The organism is Sedimentibacter saalensis (genome assembly GCF_007830175.1).
GTDB classification, from domain to species: Bacteria; Bacillota; Clostridia; order Tissierellales; family Sedimentibacteraceae; genus Sedimentibacter; species Sedimentibacter saalensis.
Genome location: NZ_VLKH01000002.1, coordinates 122,330 through 140,729, shown reverse-complemented (window position 1 = coordinate 140,729; position 18,400 = coordinate 122,330). Strand labels below are relative to the sequence as shown.

22 protein-coding genes are annotated in these 18,400 nt (G+C 34.5%); all 22 read left to right on the top strand.

The genetic code is table 11. The features are described 5' to 3' along the window. The first annotated feature begins 4 nt into the window (after window positions 1-4). The 22 genes from LY60_RS03545 (at window position 5) to LY60_RS03440 (ending at window position 18,362) form a co-directional block, all read left to right on the top strand. Window positions 5-796 (top strand): TlyA family RNA methyltransferase, encoded by a 792-nt coding sequence (locus LY60_RS03545; protein WP_145080112.1) that lies wholly within the window; start codon window positions 5-7, stop codon window positions 794-796. A 19-nt stretch (window positions 797-815) separates the two neighbouring features. Beyond that, the gene (locus LY60_RS03540; protein ID WP_019227069.1) at window positions 816-1,268 is read left to right on the top strand and encodes an arginine repressor; all 453 of its coding nucleotides are present in this window, start codon (window positions 816-818) and stop codon (window positions 1,266-1,268) included. 10 nt (window positions 1,269-1,278) lie between these two features. Then, window positions 1,279-2,946 (top strand): DNA repair protein RecN, encoded by a 1,668-nt coding sequence (gene recN, locus LY60_RS03535; protein WP_145080110.1) that lies wholly within the window; start codon window positions 1,279-1,281, stop codon window positions 2,944-2,946. Window positions 2,947-3,069: 123 nt separating this feature from the next. Then, entirely contained in the window at window positions 3,070-4,152 is a 1,083-nt protein-coding gene (gene spoIVB, locus LY60_RS03530; protein WP_019227067.1) for a SpoIVB peptidase, read from the top strand. Window positions 4,153-4,345: 193 nt separating this feature from the next. After that, on the top strand, window positions 4,346-5,140 hold the full coding sequence (gene spo0A, locus LY60_RS03525; RefSeq protein ID WP_145080108.1) for a sporulation transcription factor Spo0A: 795 nt from the start codon (window positions 4,346-4,348) through the stop codon (window positions 5,138-5,140). 186 nt (window positions 5,141-5,326) lie between these two features. Further along, window positions 5,327-5,854, top strand: coding sequence for an NUDIX hydrolase (locus LY60_RS03520; RefSeq protein WP_145080106.1), 528 nt, complete (start codon window positions 5,327-5,329; stop codon window positions 5,852-5,854). 70 nt (window positions 5,855-5,924) lie between these two features. Further along, window positions 5,925-6,500 (top strand): hypothetical protein, encoded by a 576-nt coding sequence (locus LY60_RS03515; protein ID WP_145080103.1) that lies wholly within the window; start codon window positions 5,925-5,927, stop codon window positions 6,498-6,500. 4 nt (window positions 6,501-6,504) lie between these two features. Further along, window positions 6,505-7,380 carry a tyrosine-type recombinase/integrase gene (locus LY60_RS03510; RefSeq protein WP_145080100.1) on the top strand — a complete coding sequence of 292 codons (876 nt, stop codon included), beginning with the start codon at window positions 6,505-6,507 and terminating at the stop codon, window positions 7,378-7,380. 75 nt (window positions 7,381-7,455) lie between these two features. Continuing rightward, window positions 7,456-8,628, top strand: coding sequence for a phosphopentomutase (locus LY60_RS03505; RefSeq protein WP_145080071.1), 1,173 nt, complete (start codon window positions 7,456-7,458; stop codon window positions 8,626-8,628). A 164-nt stretch (window positions 8,629-8,792) separates the two neighbouring features. After that, entirely contained in the window at window positions 8,793-9,950 is a 1,158-nt protein-coding gene (locus LY60_RS03500; RefSeq protein WP_145080068.1) for a D-alanyl-D-alanine carboxypeptidase family protein, read from the top strand. Window positions 9,951-9,962: 12 nt separating this feature from the next. Then, window positions 9,963-10,682, top strand: a complete 720-nt coding sequence (locus tag LY60_RS03495; protein WP_019227059.1) for a segregation and condensation protein A — start codon at window positions 9,963-9,965, stop codon at window positions 10,680-10,682. 8 nt (window positions 10,683-10,690) lie between these two features. After that, the gene (scpB, locus tag LY60_RS03490; RefSeq protein ID WP_019227058.1) at window positions 10,691-11,221 is read left to right on the top strand and encodes an SMC-Scp complex subunit ScpB; all 531 of its coding nucleotides are present in this window, start codon (window positions 10,691-10,693) and stop codon (window positions 11,219-11,221) included. A gap of 65 nt (window positions 11,222-11,286) precedes the next feature. Continuing rightward, window positions 11,287-11,637 carry a hypothetical protein gene (locus tag LY60_RS03485; protein WP_170226095.1) on the top strand — a complete coding sequence of 117 codons (351 nt, stop codon included), beginning with the start codon at window positions 11,287-11,289 and terminating at the stop codon, window positions 11,635-11,637. A gap of 60 nt (window positions 11,638-11,697) precedes the next feature. Continuing rightward, window positions 11,698-12,078: a hypothetical protein gene (locus tag LY60_RS03480; RefSeq protein WP_019227056.1), complete on the top strand. Its 381-nt coding sequence runs from the start codon at window positions 11,698-11,700 to the stop codon at window positions 12,076-12,078. Then, window positions 12,068-13,105, top strand: a complete 1,038-nt coding sequence (locus LY60_RS03475) for a D-alanyl-D-alanine carboxypeptidase family protein (RefSeq protein WP_145080062.1) — start codon at window positions 12,068-12,070, stop codon at window positions 13,103-13,105. Before LY60_RS03480 ends, LY60_RS03475 begins: the two co-directional genes overlap by 11 nt. 183 nt (window positions 13,106-13,288) lie before the next feature. Next, entirely contained in the window at window positions 13,289-14,011 is a 723-nt protein-coding gene (locus LY60_RS03470; RefSeq protein WP_145080059.1) for a pseudouridine synthase, read from the top strand. Window position 14,012: 1 nt separating this feature from the next. Beyond that, entirely contained in the window at window positions 14,013-14,588 is a 576-nt protein-coding gene (gene mnmM, locus LY60_RS03465; RefSeq protein ID WP_019227053.1) for a tRNA 5-(aminomethyl)-2-thiouridylate-methyltransferase MnmM, read from the top strand. A gap of 188 nt (window positions 14,589-14,776) precedes the next feature. After that, window positions 14,777-14,980, top strand: coding sequence for a 4Fe-4S dicluster domain-containing protein (locus tag LY60_RS03460; protein ID WP_145080056.1), 204 nt, complete (start codon window positions 14,777-14,779; stop codon window positions 14,978-14,980). Then, window positions 14,973-16,112, top strand: a complete 1,140-nt coding sequence (locus LY60_RS03455; protein WP_145080053.1) for a 2-oxoacid:acceptor oxidoreductase subunit alpha — start codon at window positions 14,973-14,975, stop codon at window positions 16,110-16,112. The genes LY60_RS03460 and LY60_RS03455 overlap by 8 nt, the downstream gene beginning before the upstream one ends. Next, entirely contained in the window at window positions 16,112-16,936 is an 825-nt protein-coding gene (locus LY60_RS03450; RefSeq protein WP_145080050.1) for a 2-oxoacid:ferredoxin oxidoreductase subunit beta, read from the top strand. Before LY60_RS03455 ends, LY60_RS03450 begins: the two co-directional genes overlap by 1 nt. Window positions 16,937-16,946: 10 nt before the next feature. After that, the gene (locus tag LY60_RS03445) at window positions 16,947-17,486 is read left to right on the top strand and encodes a 2-oxoacid:acceptor oxidoreductase family protein (RefSeq protein ID WP_145080047.1); all 540 of its coding nucleotides are present in this window, start codon (window positions 16,947-16,949) and stop codon (window positions 17,484-17,486) included. 3 nt (window positions 17,487-17,489) lie between these two features. Then, window positions 17,490-18,362, top strand: coding sequence for a MurR/RpiR family transcriptional regulator (locus LY60_RS03440; RefSeq protein WP_019227048.1), 873 nt, complete (start codon window positions 17,490-17,492; stop codon window positions 18,360-18,362). The last annotated feature ends 38 nt before the right edge of the window (window positions 18,363-18,400 follow it).

Here is an 18,400-nt window from a genome sequence, read left to right as displayed (position 1 = left end):
TTTAATGGAAGAATATAGGCTTGATGTATATCTGCACAACAAAGGTTATGCAAGCAGCCGCGAAAGGGCTAAACAGCTCATTCAAGAAAGTTGTGTGTACGTCAATGACAAGTTGGCAGAAAAGCCTTCAATTAAGGTTACAGACGAAGATTTAATTAAAGTAAAAAATATTTTCAGCTATGTAGGACGAGGGGCAGACAAACTTAAAAAAGCTGCAGAGTTTTTTAAAATTGATTTCGAAGGAATAACAGCAGTTGACATTGGTGCTTCCACCGGAGGTTTTACCGACTATCTGTTAAAACATGGAGCAAAAAAAGTATATGCCGTGGACGTTGGCCACGATCAGCTTCATGAATCATTAAAAAATGACAAAAGAGTTATCAACTTGGAAGATACAAACATCAGATATGCTGATGTATCATTGTTTGCTGAACCAATTGATATTGTTACTGTAGATGTTTCTTTTATATCGTTAAATTTAATTTTACCTAAAATTGTCGAAATCAGTCACGATAATACGAAAATTGTTGTGTTGATAAAACCACAGTTTGAAGCTGGAAGAGAAAACATAGGAAAAAATGGAATTGTCAAGGACAAGAAAGTCCATTTGATGGTTTTAAACAACATAGAAAAGTACTTGAGCAACAATGATTTACATTTAGAAAGCATTACCTATTCTCCCATAAAAGGCGGAGACGGAAATATTGAATACCTTGCTTTAATAAGCAAACGCAAAAGGGATAAAAAAGCAATCAATTTCAAAGACTTAATAAAAGAGGCTTTTGAAATATTATAAAAAATTTATGAGGTGACAAATGAAAAAGTATACCAGACAATCAAAAATTCTTGAGCTTATTTCAAAGAGAGAAGTTGAAACTCAGGAAGAACTTGCCGAAGGTTTGAAAGCCATGGGCATTGACGTAACACAAGCCACTATTTCCAGAGATATTAAGGAATTAAGACTTGTGAAGGTTATGTCAAAAAACGGAAAATACAAATATGCTACAATCGGACAAAGCCAGGAAGGCATCACTGACAGACTGTACAAAATTTTCGAAAACTCTGTTGTTTCAATTGACAATGCCATGAACGTAGTTGTTATTAAGACAATACCCGGAGCTGCACAAATATGCGCATCTGCCATTGATTACATGGGCGTTGATGAAATCGTAGGCACATTGGCAGGAGATGACACAGTATTTGTGGCAATCAGATCCTTGGAAAGTGTTGAATATGTGCTTCAGGAATTTAAAAAGAATATAAGATAATGGTGATAATATGCTGATAAGTTTAAACATCAGCAATTTTGCTGTGTTTGAAAATGAAACTATTAACTTTGAAAACGGATTTAATGTTTTCACTGGAGAAACAGGTTCCGGTAAATCAGTTTTAATTGAAGCTTTGTCTCTTATATTAGGAGAAAGATCTTCTAAAGACTTAATAAGAAAAGGTAAGAAAAGTGCACTGATTGAAGCAATTTTTGACATATCAGGCAATAGATATCTCGAAGAGTTTTTAGAAAGCAACAACATTGAAATAAGCCAGGAAGATTATCTAATAATTTCAAGAGAATTACTTGAAAACGGAAAAAGCATAAACAAGATCAATACAAGAACAGTACCTCTTAATATGTTAAAAGAAGTTGGGAAGTACCTTATAGACATATATGGACAGTTCGGCCATGAAAGTTTATTTAAAAAAGAAAATCACATAATTCTTCTTGATAGTCTTGTTCAAAGAGAATTGAGCCCATTATTTGAGGTATATTCAAGTCTGTATTCAGAGCACAGCAAAAAATGCCGTGAAATTGAAACAATAAAAGATAAGCTTGAAAACAAGGATCTTAAAATTGAACAGCTAAACTATGAAATCAATGAAATTGAAGAGGCCGATTTGAAGCCAGAAGAAGAGGATGAGCTTCTGAAGGAAATTAAAAAGCTTTCAAATGTACAGGAAATAAAAGGGTCTCTTTATGAGGCAAATAAAATTTTAAGTGCCAGTGCCGGCATGAATAACGTTTACAGCCTGCTGAACAAAATCAAAAGCTATGATGAAAAGCTGGAAAATTTTCTTTCAAGGCTTGAAATAATACTTGAAGAGCAACAGTTTTTTGCTCATGATTTAAGGGATTATTCAGAAAAGCTTGATCTTGATGAAAGCAAGCTTAATTTCATTGAAAACAGAATGTCTCTCATAAGCAGGCTCAAAAGGAAGTACGGTTATTCTATTGATAAAATAATTGAATACAAAAGTTCTTCACAGGAAGAATTAAACATACTTACTGAAGCAGAAACAAAACTAAGCATGTTGGTAAAAGAAAAAGACATACTATATAAAGACTTGAAAAAGTGCGCAGAAGAAATTTCAAAATTAAGAAAAAATGCAGCTTCAATGCTTGAAAAACAAATACTGAAGGAACTAGACGACCTGAACATGAAAAACATTAAGTTCAAGGTTGATATACAAGGAAGAAATTCTTTTGCTGCTGACGGCAACGACCAAGTGGAGTTTTTAATATCCACAAATGTTGGAAGCGATTTAAATTCCGTTCAGAAAGTTGTATCAGGCGGAGAAGCCTCACGTATAATGCTTGCTTTCAAAAAAATTACAAGCGATATTGATAGTGATCAAACCATGATTTTTGATGAAATAGATTCAGGCATCAGCGGCAAGACTTCTCAGATGTCAGGAATAAAAATGAATTACATTTCTGCCAAGCATCAGGTTATTTGTGTTACACATTCACCGCAAATTGCATCAATTTCAAAAAATCATTTTTTCATTGAAAAAAAAGTTGTTGGAAATAATACTTACAGCACAGTAAGAAAACTTGATGAAGAAAATAAAATTTATGAAATCGCAAGACTTTTAAGCGGCATGAAGATTACGGACAAATCTCTTAACAATGCCAAAGAACTCATAGAATCCAACAACAATATTCAATAATTTAACGAATTTTTCTCCTGCAGTTAAACCTTTAACTATGATTTCAAAAATATTAACTCTAAACTATAGAATAAATTAATAGCCACATGGAGAAATTAAGGATAAAACTTTAAGGAGAGCAAGATGAAAAATTTCGCTAGAAGAGTTTTATTCTTTATTTTTTTTATTGCTTCGCTTCTGACAGCTGTTTATCTCGGATTTGATCTTAAGACACACCCATATGTATTAACAAAACTCGAGACAGTATCAGAAACAGAAGGTAAGTATGTAATTCCGGGAGGGCAGACAATAGGTGTTGAATTAAAAACAGAAGGAGTATTGGTTGTAGGCCTGGCCGATATAGTAAATACTGAAAATTTATCAACATCACCTGCAAAACTTGCAGGAGTTCAATTAGGTGATAAGATTTTAGAAATTGACTCCCTTCGAATTGGAAATACCGACGACATACTTAATTACACAGCAATTGAAGGAGTAAAAAATTACGACTTCAAAATTGAAAGAGCAGGAAAATTAATGAATGTAGACGTAACTCCTGTTCAAATATACAACAGCGATGAAATAAAGTTTGGTTTTTGGGCAAGAGATGACATTGCCGGAATAGGAACAGTAACATTTATTGATCCCGACACTGGTAAATTCAGCGCCATAGGACATGGAATTTCCGATTCTGACACAGGCACACTCATTGATATTGAAACAGGTACAATTTCCAAGGCAAACATAACAAGCATTAAACTTGGAAAAAAAGGAGAGCCTGGTGAAATTATAGGTTATATATTAAAGAATGAAACCAGCCTTGGTACAGTTGAAAACAACACGGATTTTGGAATATACGGCAAAATAAATGAAAAAAGCATGGGTTATTTCAGCAAAGATCTAATTGAAGTAGGTAAAAAGGAAGAATTGAAACTTGGTCCTGCAAAAATCTATTCATGTGTCAACAATGAAATACAGGTTTATGATATTGAAATTACAAAAATCTTTTACCAGAACAAACCAGATGAAAAAAGCTTTGTGATTAAAATTGTGGATCAGGATTTGCTTGAACTAACAAACGGAATAATACAGGGGATGAGCGGATGCCCCATAATTCAAAACAACAAAATTGTTGGAGCTGTAACCCATGTGTTCATGAACGACCCTACTAAAGGATACGGAATATATATAGAATGGATTTTTGATGAAATTTACAATACACATTAAAAAAATATAATTTTTGGTATATTTTTGTAAAAATGTAATATAATTAGAGTAAAGAGGCTGAAAAACAATGTTTTATAGGATATTAGAAAAATTTATAAATTATTAAAAAATATTTTATAAAAAAAAAGGGTTTTTTAGTTTTCCTGCGTATATTGATATGAGAAATATATTTTAGATCAGGGGGATTTACTAAATGTTAAAAAAAGTTAGAGTTGTAATTGCCGATGACAACAAGGAATTCAGATTGATATTAAAGGATTTCTTAATCAGCAAAAATGTATTTGATGTGGTTGAAATGGCAGATGACGGATTAAAAGCTCTTGAGGCTGTTGAAAAGTATGAGCCTGACATCCTGATTCTTGATATTATAATGCCACATCTTGACGGTCTGGGTGTATTGGAGAAACTTCACAAAAAAGAATTGAAGAAGTTTCCGAAGGTTATCATTTTATCAGCAGTAGGTCATGACAAGGTTACTCAAAGGGCAATTAACATGGGTGTTGAGTATTACATTGTCAAACCATTTAATTTTGAATCTTTTGCAGACAGACTGATTCAGATTTCTGAGCTGGAAACTTCAAAAGTTCAAAATAAGAGCAAAGAAATAGCATATAATGAGAAAGTGAACGAAGAACTGAGTCTTGAGGTGAAGATCACTGAAATTCTCCATGAAGTTGGAGTTCCTGCTCACATTAAGGGGTACCAGTACTTAAGGACATCCATAATTGATGTAGTTAATAATGTCGAACTTCTAGGAGCAATCACAAAAGAACTGTATCCTATGATAGCTCAGAAATACACCACTACTCCAAGCAGAGTTGAACGTGCTATAAGGCATGCAATTGAAGTGGCATGGACAAGAGGAAAAATTGAAACAATAAATAACATTTTTGGCTACACAATTCATAATAACAAGGGTAAACCAACTAATTCAGAATTTATTGCCATGATAGCCGACAAGCTTCGTCTTGAGCAGAAAGTTTCTTAAATTAGCAACAGATTTTGGAATAATATCAATTTTTCTTTGCTCCTTGTCCATGGCAAGGAGTTATGTGTATTTCATAATTGGGCTTGACAAAAACCCTTATAATTATTACAATTAAGCGAACATCAAAAAATTTTGCAAATAAAATTGGAAAATTAGGTAAATTGCAAGAATTTGCAGGAGGCAATTTTGAATACTGAAATTACAGTAAAAAGTGAAAAGATTTTTGAAGGCAGAATGATAAATTTAAGAGTTGATACTGTCGAGCTGGAAAATCAGAAATATGCAAAAAGAGAAATTGTTGAACATAAAAGCGCATCAGCTATTGTTGCAATAAACGATAAAAATGAAATGCTTTTAGTAAGACAATACAGAAAAGCAATAGAAGATTTCATTTATGAAGTTCCGGCAGGAATAATGAATATTGCCGAAGAACCTGATGAATGTGCATTGAGAGAACTAAAAGAAGAAACGGGATATGAAGCAGACATAATAAATTCTATTTTTGAATTTTATACATCACCTGGTTTCACCAATGAAAAAATATACTTGTTCAAGGCTGAAAACTTGACTTTCACATCAACAAAATTTGATGAGGATGAGTTTATTGAAACAATTGCCGTAAGCAAGGACGAAGCTAAAAAAATGGTGGAAACAGGAAGAATAAACGACAGTAAGACATTAATAGCAATGCTTTACTGGATTAATGAAAATTAAACACGCATAAAAATGAGAATTAAACCTTCTGTACAAGCATATATTGTAAAAAGAGCAGGAGGTTTTTTTTATGAACAATACACTGAAGAAACTGGTTAGATCGGAAAACAAAAGACTGTTATATTTAACAATAATTTTAATCATTTCCTTAATATTATCAGCACTTATATACATATTAACAGGATCAAAAGCAGCAATAAGCATAAACTACGAAAGCATAAGCAAAATGTTGTTTATGGAAGTTTTTATCATGACCTTGAAACGAAATTTAATATATTTCATAGCAATAATTCTTCTAACATGCATGGGTCAGGGCAAAATTATAAACTTATTGTTCATTCTTATAAGCATTTATTACGGCTTGTCTATCATCTACCTTATCCGAACTCTCAACATGGACGTGAAATATTTCGTTCTTAACTTCACGGATTACTTTGTGTTTTTTCCCATACTTTTTTATTTCACATTTGTTTCAAGCACCATATCCAAATATACAAAAAAGACAAAAAACATAGAGACTATTTCCCATAAATTTGATATAATTATAAATAGTTATATAAAACTTTCTTTAATATACATATTATTTGTAGTTGCATACAGCTTCATCTATAGTTATTATATATTGATATTAAGCAGATTGTGGTGAGATGATGGAAAACAGCATTGAAAATTATAAACATTACCTTAATTTAAAACGACTGAGCCCAAATACAGTGAGCTCATATATTTATGACATTAACAGTTTCAGGGATTATTTAAACGATAATTACAATCTTGATATTACAAAAACCAGAAAAGCTCAGATATTGACATACTTGGTCAATCTGCAAAAACAGGGCAAAAGTTCTTCTACCATATCAAGGACTATTTCTGCATTGAAAAACTTTTTTGAATTTCTGAAAAAGGAAAAGCTAATAGAGGACAACCCTGCCACAAGCATTCACAGCCCAAAACAAATTAAAAAAATACCGTCTGTGCTGTCTGAGGATGAAGTGAATCAGCTAATGAAAATTGCTGATATAACCACATTCAAAGGAAGCCGTGACAGTGCCATACTTGAACTGTTGTATTCATCTGGAATAAAGGTTACAGAACTCATAAACATAAAAATCAGCCATATAAACATAAATGCGGGCATAATAAACATAGAGGGATCAAAGGAAAGAATTGTTCCATTGAGCCAATATGCGAAAAATGCAATCACTAACTATTTAAACAACTTCAGAAACACACGCTGCAAGGACCATATTGACTTTTTGTTTGTGAACATAGACGGAGAACCAATTTCAAGACAGGGAATATGGAAAATACTTAAATTCTACGAAAAAAAAGCAAATCTTACAAATGAGCTTTCACCGCAGATATTAAGGAATTCTTTTGCTGTCCATCTTTTGTCTCACGGTGCGGATTTGGGAACTGTACAGGAGCTTATGGGTCTGTCTAGTTTTGCAGCTGCACAGAATTATTTGGGAAGTGTAGAATTTAAATCATTGGAAGTGTTTAAAAAGACATTTCCGAGAGTATAATATATGTATAAATGTATAAATGAAACTTTCTTATTTCATAAGGACATTTATAATAGCAATGTGAAGGAGAAGAATATGATAAAAAGAGCAGTATTGATAGTACTAGACAGCGTCGGTATAGGTGAACTGCCTGATGCGGCAGATTACGGCGATGTTGGCAGCAACACAATAAAAAATATTTATATGAATGTTGAAAATTTTTGCCTGCCTAATTTGGAAAAAATGGGGCTTTTAAATATAGTCGGAAACGAAGACATAAATAAGAACCACAAGTTCACTGGCACAGTTGCAAAATGCAACGAAAAGTCAAAGGGCAAGGATACAACTACAGGACACTGGGAAATCAGCGGTTTGGTTCTTGAACATCCATTCCCAACGTATCCTAAGGGTTTTCCGGATGATTTCATAAATGAATTTGAAGAAAAAGTTGGAAGAAAGACTATTGGAAATTATCCTGCTTCAGGAACAGAAATAATAAAAGAACTTGGTAAAGAACATGTGGATACAGGAAATCTCATTGTTTACACATCTGCAGATTCTGTTTTTCAGATTGCAGCTCACGAAGATGTTGTTCCTCTTGATGAACTATACAAAATATGTGAAACAGCAAGAGCGCTTCTTCAGGGTGAACGCGGAGTAGGAAGGGTTATAGCAAGACCATTCACTGGAACTGAAGGAAATTACACAAGAACAGGCAACAGAAAAGATTTTTCTCTGATTCCTCCACACGATACAATGCTTGATTACATTAAAAACAGCGGCAGGGAAGTATATGCAATAGGTAAAATTGAAGACATATTTGTGAACAAAGGAATTACAAGATCAAATCATACCAAGAACAACAAAGAAGGAATAGAGGCTACAATTTCAGCTCTGAAAGAAGATTTTGAAGGACTGATATTCACGAACCTTGTTGACTTTGACATGATTTACGGTCACAGAAATGACGTTGAAGGATATGCCGAGGCTCTTAAATATTTTGATGACAAACTTCCGGAAATAACTGCAAATCTTAAGGACGATGACGTTCTTATTATTACTGCTGACCACGGCTGCGATCCTACAACGGAAAGCACTGACCATTCCAGGGAATATATTCCGCTTCTTGTGTTCGGAAAAAATATTAAGGAAAATAACAACCTTGGAATTGTTGACTCATATGCATCTATTGGAAAGACAATACTTGATATTTTTAAAATAGAAAATCATATTGAAGGAACAAGTTTTTTGGGAAATATATTGAATTAATTTTCCAGGAAATAGACTAAATTACAACATTTTCGACAAAAAAGTATTTTATTGATTATATTTTAATTTAAAAATTTCCATGAAAAATTCATTTATGAATGCAGTACAATTGTATATATGAGCTAAATATGGTTATTATAAATCATAAAAAGGAGGTACTTTTTATGAAGAAATTTATAGCCATATTTTTTTTGATGCTGTTGGCGGCAAATACTGCTGTTGTTCCGGTTTACGGTCTTGAAGCAGGCAGTCTTCAATCTCGTTCAGCGGTGCTTATAAATGCCGATGACGGTCAGGTGTTGTTTGAAAAAAACATGAGTGACAAGATGGCACCGGCAAGCATAACAAAAATAATGCTTTTGCTTTTAATTTCAGAAAAAATGGATAATGGTGAAATAAAATTAGAACAGGAACTTACAATTTCTGAAAACGCAGCAGGCATGGGAGGCAGCCAGATTTATCTTGAAGCCTATGAAACACAGACAGTGGAAAATATGCTTAAAGCTATATCCATGCGTTCGGCAAACGACGCTTCAGTGGCCATGGCTGAATTCATGTACGGTTCTGTTGAAGGATGCGTTAAAGCAATGAATGACAGAGCAAAGGAACTGGGAATGAACAACACACATTTTGTGAATGTAACAGGATTACCTGAGCCTGAACATCTGACAACTGCATATGATATTGCATTAATGACAAAAGAGTTACTTAAATATGATTATGTAAACGAATATATGCTTACATGGATGGATTCAGTGTACGTTGGAAAAGAAAAGGATTCAGAACAGGTTCTTGTAAACACAAACAGGCTTATAAACAACTATGAAGGTCTTTTAGCAGGCAAGACCGGATTCACAAATGAAGCGAAATACTGTCTTTCTGCAGCAGCCAAAAGAAACGACACAACGCTCATTGCAGTTGTTCTCGGCAGTGATACAACAAAAATAAGGTTTGCTGAAATTCAAAAAATTCTTAACGAAGGATTTGCAAACTACAAAAACATCATATTCCATTCAAAGGGTGATGTTATCAGAACTTCACCTGTATACTGCGGCGTAAATGATGATTTTAACGTTGTGAGCAAAGAAAATATCTATTATTTTACAGAAAGTAATTGCAAGGCTGAAGATTTTAATTTAGAATATGTATTAGAAGAAAATTTAAAAGCTCCTTTAAGCAAAGATGTTGCCATAGGAAAAGCAGTATTGTACAAAGATGGTAAAATGTTGGGCGAGTACAAACTGTATCCTGAAAAAGACATTGAAAAGGAAAACTTTTTTAAATTTTATTTAAATAATGTGTTAGAGAATATAATAAGATAACAGAGGTTAAAAATGGAATATTCCGTAAACATCAACGTGTTTCAAGGCCCATTCGATTTATTGTACCACCTTATTGAGAAAAAGGAAATCGACATATACGATATCCCCATAGCTGAAATAACAGATCAATACATCGAATATCTTGAACAAATGATGCAGTTTAACATGAATGTGGCCAGCGAATTTATTTTAATGGCATCAACTCTCATTGAAATAAAATCACAGATGTTGCTGCCTCAAAAGGAAAAGAGTGAGGACCCCAGGCAGGAACTTGTCAACAAGCTTTTGGAATACAAGTTGTTTAAGGATGTTTCAGAAACTCTTAAAAAATATGAAGATGAAAGCAGTTACTATTTTTCAAAGCCAAAGGAAGAACTGGCCCTCACTTCAGATGTGAAGGTAGAACAGCTTTCATTGAATGAAATAAACATTTATGAGCTGTACAATGTATTTTTGTCGCTTATAAAAAATCAAAACATAAAAATAGTTACAGAGGACACTTTCAAGGTCTACAGGGAAAATTACAGCGTGAAAGACTGTGTTGACGAACTGCTGAAAAAGTTAAAATTATCTGGCCGCGTGTCTCTGTTTTCAACATTCAGAGAAAAACAGCAGATTACAAAGGAATATGTCATTACAACTTTCCTGGCAGTGCTGGAAATTTCAAACAAACAAGGAATGAAAATTTATCAAGACAATACATACAGCGACATCATAATAATCGCTGCATAGGAGAAATAATGAATATTAAAAGTGTATTAGAAAGCCTTCTTTTTGCATGGGGCGAACCGTTGAACATCAATGAAATTTCAAGAATACTGGATATGTCCACCGGCAATGTGAACCATATACTGGAAGAAATGATGATTTCATTCAACCAGGATACAGACAGAGGCCTGGTAATACAAAAATTCGGCAATTCGTATCAGATAACAACAAAAAAAGAAAATTATGACTTTATTCAAAGCCTTCTTCAGACAACAGTAAACAAGAGCCTTTCAACAGCAGCTATGGAGACTTTGTCCATAATTGCTTACAAGCAGCCTGTTACAAAAGTAGAAATCGAGCTTATTCGAGGAGTCAAATGCTCAAATGTAATCAAAGGACTTCTTGATAAAAACCTTATAAAAGAAGTTGGCAGGCTTGACAAACCTGGAAGACCTGCAATTTATTCCACAACTGATGAGTTTTTAAGGCATTTTGGATTAAATTCAATTAACGAACTTCCTGCACTGAAAATAGAAACAGAAGAGGAGAAAAAAGCAACGTAGGACGTTGCTTTTATTTTAATATGGGAATATGGATAATTTTGTTAACAGTCGGGGGACTTCTATTTGTGTATTTCAACGTTAAAATATGGTGCAAACTAAATATTGCATCGTCTTTTGTATGCATGAACATATACATGATACTTTTCAAAAAAAAACATTACATTTACAAAAAAGTATTTTATTCGGTATTTGCAGAAAAAATACTATCAAGGTATAAAAGAACAAAATCAGTAAAGAAGGTTAAGGCACATTTTGATTACATTCATTATGTAAGAAAGTATGCAAGAAGAATCATGAAGGCATTCATAATAAAGAACATATCTTTATATCCCGAGATTCGTGATGATTCTTCAACATTTGCACTGGAATTTGTCGTAGTGAACAATATTTTAAAAAAATCTCTGCTTAACGAATAATGTTTATTTCTCCTTTTTTAGGGCATACTGTATTAAAATGAAAACAGAAAGGGGATAAAAATGAGCAACGACATCGAAAGCATCATTAAAACAACTTTAGACAACATCAACAATCTTACTGAGAACGAAAAACTCATAAGCAGCAAGATAAATTATGACAACACAAACTATCTTGCTATTTCAAAACTAAACATGAATTTCGTAATTGGCGGAAGTGACATTGACAAAAAATTCCGTTCAGTGGATTTGAAACCTTTTGCCGGAGCAGCATATGTAAATTTGCAGTTAAATCCGCAAGTCCTCATATATGAATCGCCAAACAAGGATGTAAGGACCATCAACATCAATAATGAAACAACATCTACAGATTTGACATCGTCCATTATGAACATCATGACATTCATTAAAGATGTAAGGGAGAAAAAGGAAAGTGAAATATAGATATAAAGTCTTTGTTTTAATTTTTGCTTTTTCATTGATTGCCTGTAAGACAGCCCAAGCAATTCCTTCTTCGGCAGCCAGGTCCTACATAGTCATTGATGCTGATTCCGGAAGGATTATTGGTTCAAGAAATGCAGACGAGAAACTTCCTATTGCCAGCACCACAAAAATAATGACAACTATTTTATCAATAGAAAACTCAGGCAATCTTGAAAGAAAAATCGAAGTTCCAGCCTCATGCACCGGAATTGAAGGTTCAAGCCTTTATCTTAGGCCAAGGCAGATGGTTTCCATAATGGATTTGCTGTACGGAACAATGCTTCGTTCAGGCAATGATGCAGCTGAAACACTGGCTGCATTTGCAGGAAGAAACAGTACTGAAGGATTTGTCGCCATGATGAATGACAAGGCCGCAGAAATAGGTGCATACAATACAAACTTCGTAAATCCAAGCGGTCTCCATGATGACAACCACTATTCAACGGCTTATGATTTAGCAATTATAAGCCAGTATGCAATGAAAAACAATTTGTTCAAACAAATAGCTTCATCGGTGAAGTATTCGGCAAAAAGCCTGAATACAACTCTGTACAATAAAAATAAAGTTGTTTATCAGTACCAGTACGGAAGCGGCATTAAAATAGGATACACAAAAGCTGCAGGCAGATGCCTTGTAGCTTCGGCAGAAAAAGAAGGCACTGAAATAATTGTTGTAGTTTTAGATGACCAGTACTGGTTCAACGACAGCTATGCCATGTTTGACTGGGCATTTGAAAATTACAAGAGCTATCAAATAGTGGAAAAGGGACAGTATGCAGGAAAAGCTCCTGATGGAAAACCTGTATTCATAAATGACACTTTCAGCTATCTCCTCACAGAAGAAGAAAAAAAAGAAATACGCTTTGAAAGTGATATTACAGTTCCGTTTTTGTTAAGTGGCATGGATATCCCATCATGTGGAACATACAGCATTTACCTGGGAGAAGAAGTAATACACACAGGAAACCTTACTACAATTAATAATTAAGAGTTAAGAATTAAGAATTAAGAATTAAGAATTAAAATAAGATTAAAAATTTAGGCTTGCCTAAATTTTTTTTCCTTTAATTCTTCACTCTCATTCTTAATTCTTTATTCGTTGGCAAAGTCATCAGAATGTGTTATAATGTGAAAAAATATCAAGTGTTAAAAAAAATGAAGGCAGGAATTTATGGAAGAAGAAAGGTTACAAAAATATATAGCACGCTGTGGTATTTCATCAAGAAGGAAGGCTGAAGATCTTATTTTAACTGGCTGTGTAAAAGTAAACGGAATTGTTGTAACTGAGCTTGGAACAAAAATCAATCCTGAAAAAGATGTTGTTCTTGTAGACAACAAAAAAATTTCAGAAACAGAAGGGTTTATTTACATAAAGCTTTATAAGCCGGAAGGATATGTTACAACAGTTAAAGACCAGTTTGGAAGGAAGACTGTTATCGACCTTGTAGACATCACTGAAAGGATATATCCAATAGGAAGGCTTGACTACAACACATCGGGACTTCTTTTGCTCACAAATGACGGAGACCTTGCAAATAAACTCATGCATCCTAAATATCACATATACAAGACTTACATAGCAGAAGTGGAAGGAAGAATGAGCGACGAAGCAGTCATGAGATTAAAAAGCGGAGTCAAAATTGAAGATTATAAAACAGCTCCAGCCATAGTAAATATTGTTAAAATTTCAAGTAACAGTTCTATAGTCCAGGTAAGCATTTATGAAGGAAAAAACAGACAGGTAAGAAAAATGCTTGATGCAGTTGGGCACCCTGTTCGAACACTGAAGAGAATATCATTTGGCAAAATAAATCTTGGTGATTTAAAACCCGGAGCATGGGTACATTTAAATGAAGAAGAAATTAAATTCTTAAAGGGAAGACAGGAGGGATAACATGGATAATTCAAAATATGGAAAGCTTGTAGACTTTGTTCACATGCTAATTAAAACAAGCTACTCAGGCAATGAAAATTTAATGTTTATAGATGCAACCTGCGGCAACGGATTTGATACATTGTTTTTAAGCAATGTTGCAGGTGCAAAGGGAAAAGTAATGTCATTTGACATTCAGGAACAGGCAGTTGAAAGGACAAATGTTTTGCTGGCTCAAAATAAACAGTTCGATAATTTTAAGGTTATTAAGGATTCTCATGAATTTATTGGAAAATATTTAGAAGGTAAAATAGATGCAGCAGTATTTAACCTTGGATATCTTCCTTTTTCAGATAAAACAATAACCACAAACCCTGATACAACGCTTAAGGCAATTGAAAATCTTCTGCCTGTTCTAAAAGATGAAGGAAGAATATACATTACGACATATGTGTCTCACGATGTAGGACAAGAAATACATGAAATAATTCAGTACCTGAACTCACTGAACAAATCCACTTACAATGTTATTCATGTTAAAATAACCAACAAGGAAAATAATCCTCCTGAATTATTCGTAATAGAAAAAAATGCATGATAGGTATAAACGCCTTCATGCATTTTTTTATAAAGTATATATTTATAGAGAGTTCGAAATCGATTTCACGATATAAATTTGCAGTATATGAATTTAATCCTGCATTTTAAATTTTCTTTGAAATCTTTCTTGCAAATAGAAAAAAATGTGCTATGATTTATGTATGACGGTAATAAAGGGAGGGTAATATGGCAACAGAGAAACGTCTTCTGCAGAACAAAGACTGGTGCAAAGGCTGCGGAGTATGTGTAGGTTTTTGTCCTAAACAGGTTTTAAAAATCGTAAATGAAAAATGCGTTATAGCACATCCGGATGCTTGTATATTTTGCGGACAATGCGAACTCAGATGTCCGGACAATGCTATTTACATAGGAGGAAATGAAGATGAGTGAAAAAAAGTATAAATTGCTGCAGGGCAATGAAGCATGCGTTGAAGGAGCTTTAGCTGCCGGCATGAGATTTTTTGCAGGTTATCCCATCACTCCATCTACGGAAATAGCTGAAATATCTGCTCAGAAATTGCCACAGCTTGGGGGTAAATTTATTCAGATGGAAGATGAGCTGGCAAGCATGGCAGCAATAATCGGCGGTTCATTGGCAGGTCTTAAATCCATGACTGCAACCAGCGGTCCGGGATTTTCTCTTATGCAGGAAAACATCGGTTATGCTGCTATTACTGAGATTCCATGCGTTATAGTCAATGTTCAAAGAGGCGGCCCAAGCACTGGACTTCCTACTTCACCTGCACAAGGTGAGATTATGCAGGCTAAATGGGGAACACACGGAGATCATCCGGTTGTGGCACTTACTCCTAACTCAGTTCAGGAAACATACGAATATGCTATTGAAGCATTCAACATTGCTGAAAAATACAGAACTCCTGTAATTTTACTCATGGATGAAACAGTCGGACACATGAGAGAAAAACTTCAGTTCAAAGATCCTTCAGAAATAAAAGTTGTTAACAGAAAGAAACCTACATGTAAGCCTGAAGAGTACGTAGCTTACAAGCCAGATGAAGATATGATACCTCCTATGGCATCATTTGGCGAAGGATATAGATACCATGTTACAGGACTTACTCATGATGAAACAGGATTTCCGACAAACAACAATGAAATATCCGGTAAATTGGTTCAGAGGATTGTTGACAAGGTAGAAAAAAATATAGATGATATAACATTTTACGAAGAATATAAAATGGACGACGCTGAAATTGTCATAGTTGCTTTTGGAGGAGTTTCAAGAGCTGCTAAAAGCGCTGTTGACAATATGCGAAATAATAACATCAAGGTTGGTATGTTCAGACCGATTACCATCTGGCCGTTTCTTGAAAAACAAATAAGCGCGGTTTCAGAAAAGGCAAAAGAAATTTATGTGGCTGAAATGAACCTTGGTCAATACTTCCTTGAAGTTGACAGAGTGGCCGGCAAAAATTGTCCTGTAAAAAAAATCAATAAAATTACTGGGGAACTTATAACACCTAAGGAAATTACAGATGCTGTTATGGGAGGTAGAGAATAATGAACACTAATTGCAGCGATTTAACGGAAAAGTATTTCAGAGTAAACAGACTGCCTCATATTTGGTGCCCCGGTTGTGGCCATGGAACTTTAATGAACACAGTTGTAAGAGCAATAGACAAACTTGGTCTTAACAAGGATGAAGTCGTTCTAGTTTCAGGAATAGGATGTTCTTCAAGAGCACCTGGATACCTTGATTTCAATACTCTTCACACAACACACGGAAGAGCCCTGGCATTTGCAACAGGCATAAAGCATGCAAACCCGAAACTTCATGTAATAGTCATAATGGGAGACGGGGACAGTTCTGCCATAGGCGGTAACCACCTCATTCATGCAGCAAGAAGAAACATAGACATCACAACAATCGTGTTCAACAACAACATATACGGAATGACAGGAGGACAATATTCTCCTACAACTCCATATGGCGACTTTGCTACTACTGCACCTTTTGGAAACATTGACAAGCCTTTTGACCTATGCAACCTTGCACAGGGAGCAGGTGCTACTTATGTGGGAAGAGGTACTGCATATCATGCTCCAATGATGCAGAAGCTTATTGAAAACGGATTGAAAAACAAAGGATTTTCATTTATTGAAGGATTAAGTCTGTGCCCTACTTATTACGGCAGAAAAAATAAAAAAGGAAATGCCGTAAAAATGCACACATTCTTAAAAGACAACTGTGTAGATGTGAAGGTTTTGGAAAAGAATCCTGAAAAGGCAGAAAACAAAATACTTATAGGTGAATTCTACAATAATCCTAAACCTGAGTACACAGAAAGCTATCAGGTTATAATTGACAAATTTCAAAATAAATGAGGAGACTGTTATGTTTGATAAATTAGAATTAAGACTGAGCGGGTCAGGAGGACAGGGAGTAATACTTGCTGCCATCATAATTGCTGATGCTGCCATTGAACAAGGAATTAATGCAATACAAACCCAGTCATATGGACCGGAAGCCAGAGGTGGCTCCAGCAAAGCCGAAGTCATCATAAGCAAGGCTGAAATTAATTTTCCGAAAGTTACTACCCCTAACATTTTGCTGGCACTTACACAGAATTCATATGATAAATATATTGCAACTTTAGACAAAAATGGTATACTAGTTGTTGACGAAAGTGTTGACATTGTGCATGATGCTCCGTATACAATTTACAGTCTTCCCATTCTTGACACTGCTCAAAATAAGTTAGGAACTCACATGGTTTCAAACATTGTTTCTGTGGGTGCATTGTATGCATTGATAGGAGAAGATGTAATTCACAAGGATATAATGCTGAAATCAATTACAAACAGGGTTCCTCCTGTTACAGTTGACAAGAACATCAGCGCTTTCGAAGAAGGAATAAAACTAATTCGAGGATGACATATGAACAATACAAATGATTTAATCGGTCTTATTAACAGTAATTATCATAAATTCAGCAAAGGTCAAAAACAAATTGCGCAATTCATAATAGACCACTATGACAAGGCAGCATTCATGACTGCTGCAAAGATTGGGGAGACCGTTGACGTAAGTGAATCGACTGTTGTGCGTTTTGCAAGCAGCCTTGGTTATTCCGGTTTTCCGGAGCTTCAAAAAGCTTTGCAGGTTCTTATTAAAAACAAGCTTACAACTGTGCAGAGAATCGGTCTTGACGATGATATTGTAAACGACAAGGATAAGCTTCACAAAAAAATAATTAAAAATGAAATGAACAACATGCGCAATATGTTTGAAAACTTTGACATTGAGGCTCTTGACAAGGCGACTGAAATCATAATGAACGCTAAAAAAGTATACATACTTGGTCTTCGTACCTCATCGACGCTGTCAAATTACCTTGGTTTTTATCTTGATGTAATACTTGATAACGTAAAAGTATTGAACAACAGCGGCGTTAATTCTCTTTACGAAGAAATCATACGAATCAAGGAAACAGATGTACTGATTGTAATAAGCTATCCAAGATACTCAAAGATTACAATTGATGCAACAAAATTCATAAAGGAACACAATACAAAAATAGTTGCCATAACAGACACAGAAGCATCTCCCGTATACAACATTGCCGATGTTTCTCTGCTTGCAAAAAGCAACATAGTGTCATTCATAGATTCACTGGTTGGTCCTCTTGCAATGATCAACAATTTGATTATTAACATAGGACTTCAGGAAAAAGATGATATAGTTGAATATTACAACAGGCTTGAACAGCTGTGGGACAACAACAGCATATATCAAAATGATAACAATTAACAATGGTTATAAATAGGGACAATGTTTTTACATTGTCC